The organism is Rhizobacter sp. P2_H2 (assembly GCF_056403375.1).
Window position 1 is genome coordinate 1 of the sequence record NZ_JBFUFP010000188.1, and the last position, 7,261, is coordinate 7,261.

9 protein-coding genes are annotated in these 7,261 nt (G+C 69.8%); 6 read left to right on the forward strand and 3 right to left on the reverse strand.

The window, feature by feature from the left end:
- The coding region (locus tag AC1D15_RS12670; protein WP_477826248.1) for a DMT family transporter at positions 1-626 on the forward strand (626 nt) is incomplete at its 5' end.
- Between the two features lie 21 nt (positions 627-647).
- On the opposite strand, the gene AC1D15_RS12675 is transcribed toward AC1D15_RS12670, so the two are convergent.
- Positions 648-872 (reverse strand): hypothetical protein, encoded by a 225-nt coding sequence (locus tag AC1D15_RS12675; protein WP_047504444.1) that lies wholly within the window; start codon positions 870-872, stop codon positions 648-650.
- A 201-nt stretch (positions 873-1,073) separates the two neighbouring features.
- Here AC1D15_RS12675 and AC1D15_RS12680 point away from each other — a divergent pair, with 201 nt between their 5' ends.
- Complete coding sequence (locus AC1D15_RS12680) at positions 1,074-1,763, forward strand: DUF6781 family protein (protein WP_477826249.1); 690 nt, start codon at positions 1,074-1,076, stop codon at positions 1,761-1,763.
- Between the two features lie 6 nt (positions 1,764-1,769).
- Here AC1D15_RS12680 and AC1D15_RS12685 read toward each other — a convergent pair whose 3' ends face one another.
- Both AC1D15_RS12685 and AC1D15_RS12690 read right to left on the reverse strand, forming a co-directional pair.
- Positions 1,770-3,356, reverse strand: a complete 1,587-nt coding sequence (locus AC1D15_RS12685; protein WP_477826250.1) for a discoidin domain-containing protein — start codon at positions 3,354-3,356, stop codon at positions 1,770-1,772.
- A gap of 34 nt (positions 3,357-3,390) precedes the next feature.
- A complete protein-coding gene (locus AC1D15_RS12690; protein WP_477826251.1) occupies positions 3,391-3,972 on the reverse strand; it encodes an SDR family oxidoreductase in 582 nt (193 codons plus the stop codon).
- A gap of 140 nt (positions 3,973-4,112) precedes the next feature.
- Between AC1D15_RS12690 and AC1D15_RS12695 the strand changes: the two genes are divergently transcribed.
- The 4 genes from AC1D15_RS12695 to AC1D15_RS12710 form a co-directional block, all read left to right on the forward strand.
- Positions 4,113-4,820, forward strand: coding sequence for a FadR/GntR family transcriptional regulator (locus AC1D15_RS12695; RefSeq protein ID WP_477826252.1), 708 nt, complete (start codon positions 4,113-4,115; stop codon positions 4,818-4,820).
- Positions 4,820-5,431: a TRAP transporter small permease gene (locus tag AC1D15_RS12700; RefSeq protein ID WP_477826253.1), complete on the forward strand. Its 612-nt coding sequence runs from the start codon at positions 4,820-4,822 to the stop codon at positions 5,429-5,431. Before AC1D15_RS12695 ends, AC1D15_RS12700 begins: the two co-directional genes overlap by 1 nt.
- Positions 5,428-6,828, forward strand: a complete 1,401-nt coding sequence (locus AC1D15_RS12705) for a TRAP transporter large permease (protein WP_477826254.1) — start codon at positions 5,428-5,430, stop codon at positions 6,826-6,828. Before AC1D15_RS12700 ends, AC1D15_RS12705 begins: the two co-directional genes overlap by 4 nt.
- 60 nt (positions 6,829-6,888) lie before the next feature.
- Positions 6,889-7,261, forward strand: a 373-nt coding sequence (locus tag AC1D15_RS12710) for a Bug family tripartite tricarboxylate transporter substrate binding protein (RefSeq protein WP_477826255.1), incomplete at its 3' end; no start/stop codon positions are given.

Sequence of the window (7,261 nt, forward strand, 5' to 3'; positions counted from 1 at the left end):
TCCTCGACTTCGCCGGGCTGCAGTACATCAGCGCGAGCCTCGAGCGGCTGATCCTCTACCTGAACCCGACGCTGGTGCTGTTCCTCGGCGTCGTGCTGTTCCACAAGACCGTGAACCGCCGCCAGCTGATGGCGCTGGGCGTCAGCTATGCCGGCGTGCTGCTGGTGTTCGGGCACGAGATCCAGCTGGTGGGCACGCATGTGGCGCTCGGCGCGGCGCTGGTGTTCGGCAGCGCGGTGAGCTACGCGCTGTACCTGGCGTTCAGCGGCGAAGAGGTCAAGCGCCTGGGGGCGCTGCGGCTCACGGGTCTCGCGACCACGGTGGCCTGCGTKCTGTGCATCGGGCAGTTCGTCGTGCTGCGGCCGATGTCGGCAGCGCTGGTGGCGCCCGAGGTGATCTGGCTGTCGGTGCTGAACGCGACGCTGTGCACCTTCGCGCCGGTGCTGATGGTGATGATGGCCATCGAGCGCGTCGGCGCGACGGTGGCGGCCCAGACCGGGATGGTCGGGCCGTTRTCCACGATCCTGATGGGCGTGGTGATCCTCGGCGAGCCGTTCACCGGATGGGTCGCCGCCGGGACAGTTCTCGTCCTGGCGGGAATCTGGTTGCTCGCGAAGGCCCGCTGACGCTCAGCGGGCCGATCCAGGCTAGGCTTCGTCGGCTTCCTTGCAGGACGGCGCGCAGACGAACTGGGTCTTGCCCAGCAGCTTGCGCGACTTCAGCGACGTGCGCGCGCGGTGCTTGCCGCACAGGAAGCATGACATCGTCGCGGCGCTGAACACGCCGGCAGACGCAAACGGAGAGCCGGGGGCCTTGGTGCGATAACGCAGGCCTTCGGCATCGATCGAGTTTTTGACTTGGTCTTTGGCCATGGATCAGGGGGTTGCGGGCGCGGGTCGCGCACCCGGAGGGAAAGGGCGCGGATCGCAGGCCCCATAGAGGGCCCGCGGCCGCGCGGGTCCGACATTATCAGGGCTGGCGAGGTTTCCTTCTCGAAAACAGTTGGATACCCTTGCGGGGCGCCGGATTCCGCCGGCCGACCACGCCACCGAGCACACCACCAGGAGAAGCGAATGAGCAAGTCAGGGATCGACCAGGACGCACTGATCGCGATGTTCTCGCAGGCCAGCGCCCGCCAGGGCGAGGCGCTGCGCAAGGCGGTCGGCGAGGCGACGCTGAAGGCGCTGCAAGGCCGCGAGCTGACGCTGCAGAACATCCGCGGCGTCGTGAAGACAGTCACCAAGGCCGCCTCGACCGGCCTCGCCGAGAACCCCTCGCCGGCGATCGACCCGGAGGCGCTGCTCGGCAAGGCCTTCTCCGGCATGGATGGCGCGCTGCTGCAGGCCGTCGAGGCGCACCGCAAGGCGCTGCAGCAGTTCGTCGACCAGGGCGTCGGGCTGCAGGAAAAGCAGCTGAAGGGCGCGCTGGCCGACCTGGAGAAGATGGAGGACACCTTCTTCTCGACCGTCAGCAAGGCCGCCGGCTCGGCCACCGAGCCGCTGCAGGGGGCCTGGAGCCAGGTGCTCGAGACGATGAAGCTGAAGGGCACCGACACCGGCGCCCAGGCATCGAACGCCGTCGAGCAACTGGTGTCGCAGGCGCAGACCGCCATCCGCAACAGCCGCGCGCTCGGCCTGAAGACGGCGCAGGCGCTGCTCGACAGCTACTCGGCGCTGGTCAGCGGCGTGCTGATCGGCATGGCCGAGGGGCTGCAGCAGGGCGGCGAGGCTGCGGCGCCGGCCGCGAAGACACGGCGTCGCTGACGCTCTTCAGTGCACCGACAGCTCGGTGATGCTGTTCCACTGGCTCGCCGTGCTGCCATGCCCCGTGATGCGCACGTAGCGTGCCGTCACGTCGGTGATGTCGTAGAACTCCTTCGCGGTCGTCTGGCCGCTGGAGATGCCGCGCCAGCGTGTGGTCCATCCGTTGCCGTCGGGTGAGGTCGCGATGTCGAAGCGCGCGGTGCGCTGGTCGCCCAGGTAGAAGGCCACGCCGACCTTCTGGATGGCGCGGCTCGAGCCCAGGTCGAGCGTGATCGCCTGGCCGTCGCCTTCGGCGCTCCAGCGCGTCGCCAGGCTGCCGTCGATCGCGTTGGCGGCCGGGTTGCCCGCCTGCGCGCTGGTCGCGCTGACCGAGGCCACCGGCAGTGCCGCCAGGCCCGGGTCGATGCGGCGCCAGCGCTGCATCGCCTCCAGCAGGTAGTAGTCGCCCCAGGCCGTGCCCTGGTTGTAGAGCGTGTTGCCGGCGTGGTGGTTGTAGGCGCTCTGCAGCAGCAAGGCCTGGCTGTTCGACGGCGTGCCCAGCGTCGCGAACCACGGCGCCGACAGCAGCGCGCCCAGCGCCGTGCGCGCCGCGTTGCGGTAGGTCGTCGCGCGCGTGGCGTCGGTCTCCAGCAACGACAGCTCGATCAGCCCGGCCGCCGCGATCGCCGCGGCCGAGGTGTCGCGCGGCGCGCCCGGGATCGCCGGGTCGTTGAAATCCCAGTGCGGAATCGAATCCGCCGGCAGGTGCGCGAGGTACCAGTCGGCCATCTTGCGCGCGGTGTCGCGGAAGGTGGTCTCACCGGTGAAGCGGTACGTCATCGTGAAGCCGTAGATGCCCCAGGCCTGGCCGCGCGCCCAGGTCGAGCTGTCGCTGTAGCCCTGCACCGTGGTGCGAGACTTCACGCCGCCGGTCACCGGGTCGTAGGTGACGAGGTGGAAGCTGCTGCCGTCGGCGCGCACGTGGTTGTCGCGCGTCTTCAGCGCGTGGCTGCGGGCCTGGTTGTAGAGCGCCGTCAAGCCCCCGTGCCGGCTGGCCCAGAACAGCAGCTCCAGGTTCATCATGTTGTCCATGATCACCTGGAAGTTCGCGTTGTCGCCGTTCGAGCCCCACGAGCGCACCGCACCCACGGTGCCGTTGTAGCGCTGGCTGAGCGAATTGGCGGCGGTCAGCGCCACCTGCCGGTAGCTGTCGACGCCGGTCAGCCGGTACGCATTGCCGAACGGCGTGAACACCATGAAGCCGACGTCGTGGGTGCCGGTGTTGGTGTCCTGGCCCTCCATGCCGTTCTGCCAGGTCTGCGCCTGCGTGCTCCAGCCGTCGGCCGCGAACTGGCCGTGCAGCAGCCACAGGTTGGCCGGGAAGAAGCCGCTGGTCCATTCGCCGGAGCCGGCATAGGTCCAGGCCTGCGCCGCGTCGCTGGTGGTGACCTTCGGGTACGAGGTCTTGTTGCTGCGCTGCGCGATCGCGCCCTCCTGCTGCACCGCGACGGCCCATCCGTTGCGCAGCTTCAGGTCCAGCGCATCCTCGGCGCGCGCAGCGCCCTGCAAGGCCAGCGCGCATGCGGCGGCCGCGAGTATCGATCTCGATGTCATGTCGTCTCCGTCGTTGTGGTTGTCGTCGTCTTCTTCAGCGTGCCAGCCACCCGCCATCGACTGCCAGCGTGTGGCCGTGCATGTAGTCGGACGCCGCGGCGGCGAGGAACACCGTCGCCCCCGCGAGGTCGTCCGGCCGCCCCCAGCGACCGGCCGGAATGCGCGCGAGGATCTCGCCGTTGCGCTTCTCGTCCTGGCGCAGCACCAGCGTGTTGTCGGTCGCGATGTAGCCGGGCGCGATCGCGTTCACGTTGATGCCCAGCGGCGCCCATTCGTTGGCCAGCAGCCGCGTGATGCCCATCAGCCCGCTCTTGGCCGCGGTGTACGACGCGACCCGCACGCCGCCCTGGAACGACAGCATCGACGCGACGTTGATCACCTTGCCGCCGCGGCCCTGCTGCACGAACCGCCGCGCCGCAGCCTGCGCGAGGAAGAACGCGGCCCTCAGGTGCCGGCCGCAGGCCTCCACGGCCGCCTGCGTGCCGGCCTGGTCGCCTTGCGCCGCACCCGCCACGTCGGCCCCGGCCTGCGCCAGCGCGATGGCCATCGCCTGGCCGATGCCGCGGCTCGCACCGGTCACCAGTGCCACCTTGCCGTCGAGGCGAAACAGGTCCATCCGCACATTGGACAAGTGGTCAGGCCAATTGGCAACCGCAGGCCGGTCAGGGAGTTCCCTGACAGGGCCAACCCTCTTGGACCCGCGAGACGGCTCACAGAAGATCAACTGGCCTGACCAATCCAGGCGCCCGGTTGTCCATGCCCATCCAGACCATCGAGAGCCGCCGGCTGTACCGGCAGATCGCCGACCAGCTGAGCCGCCTCATCGACAAGGGCGAGTTCCGCGTGGGTGCACGGCTGCCGTCGGAGCGCGACCTCTCGGAGCAGCTCGGCGTGAGCCGCCCGTCGGTGCGCGAGGCGCTGATCGCGCTGGAGGTCGAGGGACTGGTCGAGGTGYGCGGCGGGGCGGGCGTGTTCGTCTGCGCGCGCAAGCCGGGCGGCGCGTCGCACCGCACCGAGGCGACGCCGCCAGGTCCGTTCGACCTGATCCGCGCGCGCTGGATCATCGAGTCCGAGACCGCGGCGCTGGCGGCCACCCATGCGACGCCCGAGCACCTGCAGCGCCTGAAGAGCGCGCTCGTCGACATGCAGCGCCATGCGACGCACGCGCCCGAGGCCGTGGCCGCCGACCAGCGCTTTCACCTGTGCCTGGCCGAGGCCAGCGGCAACAGCGCGCTGCTGATGGTGGTGCAGCAGCTGTGGGAGGCGCGCACCGGCCCGCTGTACACGCAGCTCGAATCGCATTTCTCGGGCGAGGCGGTGTGGAAGCAGGCGGTCGAGGAGCACGGCGAGCTGCTGCAGGCGGTGGCCGGGCGCGACCCGCGCGCGGCACGCGACGCGATGCGCAAGCACATGAAGAACGCCGAGGTGCGCTTCGCCTCGGGCTGGAAGCCGGGAGAGCCGTGATGCCGCCTGCCGCCCTCGACGAGCCGCTGCACGAAACGCCGCCCACCGTGGCGCAGGAGGCGGCGCACTTCGACATCCACGATGCCGAGGTCGACCTGCGCGCCTACCGTGCCGAGGACTGGCTCGCGTTCGCGCTGTTCGTGCTGCTCGGGGCGACGGTCTTCTACCAGTTCTTCACCCGCTACGCGCTCAACGACTCGGCCTCGTGGACCGAGGAGATCGCCCGCTACTTCCTCGTCGCCATCGTCTTCATCGGCGCGGCGATCGGCGTGCGCAAGAACAACCACATCCAGGTCGACTACCTGTACCGCGTGCTCCCCGCCCGGCCGATGCGCGTGGTGGCGACGCTCGTCGATGCGCTGCGAATCGGCTTCCTCGCGATCTGCGCGGTGCTGACCTGGCAGCTGATCGGGCGCATCGGCGCGAGCCGCATGGCGGTGGTCGACCTGCCGATGGGGCTGGTGTATGGCGCGGTGCTGCTCGGCTTCGCCGCGATGACCTGGCGCGCGGTCGGCGTCGCGCGTGCGAACTGGCGGCGCGGTGCATCGGTGCTCGAGCGGCCGGAGCTCGGCGATCCGGTCGACGCCGATGACAGGAGCGCGCAGCCATGACGGCCGTCTTCAAGCTCGTCTTCCTCGCGTTCATGGGCGCCGGCGTGCCGGTCGCGATCGCGATGGCCGCGGCGGTGCTGCTGTTCGTGCTGCTGAGCGGCAGCGCGCCGCCCTTCGTCGTGATCCACCGCATGGTCGGCGGCATCGACAGCTTCCCGCTGCTGGCCGTGCCGTTCTTCATCCTGGCCGGCAACCTGATGAACGTGGCCGGCATCACGACGCGCATCTACAACTTCTCGCTCGCGCTGGTGGGCTGGCTGCGCGGCGGGCTGGCGCACGTGAACATCGTCGGCTCGGTGATCTTCGCCGGCATGAGCGGCACCGCGATCGCCGATGCCGCCGGCCTCGGCACGATCGAGATCAAGGCGATGAAGGACCACGGCTACAGCACCGAGTTCGCGGTCGGCGTGACGGCCGCGTCGGCGACGCTCGGGCCGATCATCCCGCCGTCGCTGCCGTTCGTGATCTACGCGATGTTCGCCAACGTGTCGGTCGGGCAGCTGTTCCTGGCCGGCATCGTGCCGGGCGCGGTGATGGCGCTGCTGATGATGCTGACGGTGGCCTGGTTCGCGCGCCGCAACCGCTGGGGCCGCGACACCCGGCCCGAATGGCGCCGCATCGCCAAGGCGCTGGCCGAGCTGGCGGTGGTGGTGGCGTTTCCGCTCGCGCTGTGGGCGCTGTCGGGGACCGGGGTCAACATGCAGCTCGCCGCCGCGCTCGCGATGGCGGCGCTGCTCGCGGCCGACCGCTTCTTCCGCTTCGATGCGGTGCTGCCGATCATGACGCCGGTGCTGCTGATCGGCGGCATGACGAGCGGCCTGTTCACCGCCACCGAGGGCGCGATCGCCGCCTGCGTGTGGGCGCTGTTCCTCGGCCTGGCGTGGTACCGCACGCTGAGCCTGAAGGCGCTCGTCAAGGCGTGCATGGACACGGTGGAGACCTCGTCGACGGTGTTGTTCATCGTCGCGGCCGCGTCGATCTTCGGCTGGATGCTGACCGCCACGCGCACCACCGAGCTGATCGCGCAAGGGGTGCTGGCCATCGCGAGCGAGCCGTGGCAGTTCCTGCTGCTGGCCAATGCGCTGATGCTGTTCGTCGGCTGCTTCCTGGAGCCGACCGCGGCGATCACGATCCTCGTGCCGATCCTGCTGCCGATCGTGCAGCGGCTGGGCATCGACCCGGTGCACTTCGGGCTGGTGATGGTGCTCAATTTGATGATCGGGCTGCTGCACCCGCCGATGGGCCTGGTGCTGTTCGTGCTGGCGCGCGTGGCCCGGCTGTCGGTCGAGCGCACGACGATGGCGATCCTGCCGTGGCTGGTGCCGCTGCTGGCCTCGCTGGCGCTGGTGACCTTCGTGCCGGCGATCTCGCTGTGGCTGCCGCGCCTTCTTTCCTGAATCCCGTGTCCTGAATTTCCCTTTCCTGACGACAACGACGACTGAACGGAGACAACGACGATGATTCGCTTCGATGCTGCACGGCACGCCCTGCTGCTGGCTGCCGCCTGCCTGCTGCCCCTGGCCGGGATCTCGGCCTTCACCGCCTCCAACGCGCGCGCAGCCGACTACCCGACGCGCCCGATCGAGCTGCTGGTGCCCTACCAACCGGGCGGCGGCACCGACGCGCTCGCACGCGCCTTCGCCGAGGCCTCGCGCAAGCACCTGCCGGCCTCGATGTACGTCAGCAACAAGCCGGGCGCGAGCGGCGCGATCGGCTGGAGCTACGTGATCAACAGCAAGCCCGACGGCTACACGATCGCGGTGATGACGGTCGAGATCGCGACGCTGCCGCACCTGGGTCTCGCGAAGTTCACGCACGAGGATTTCATCC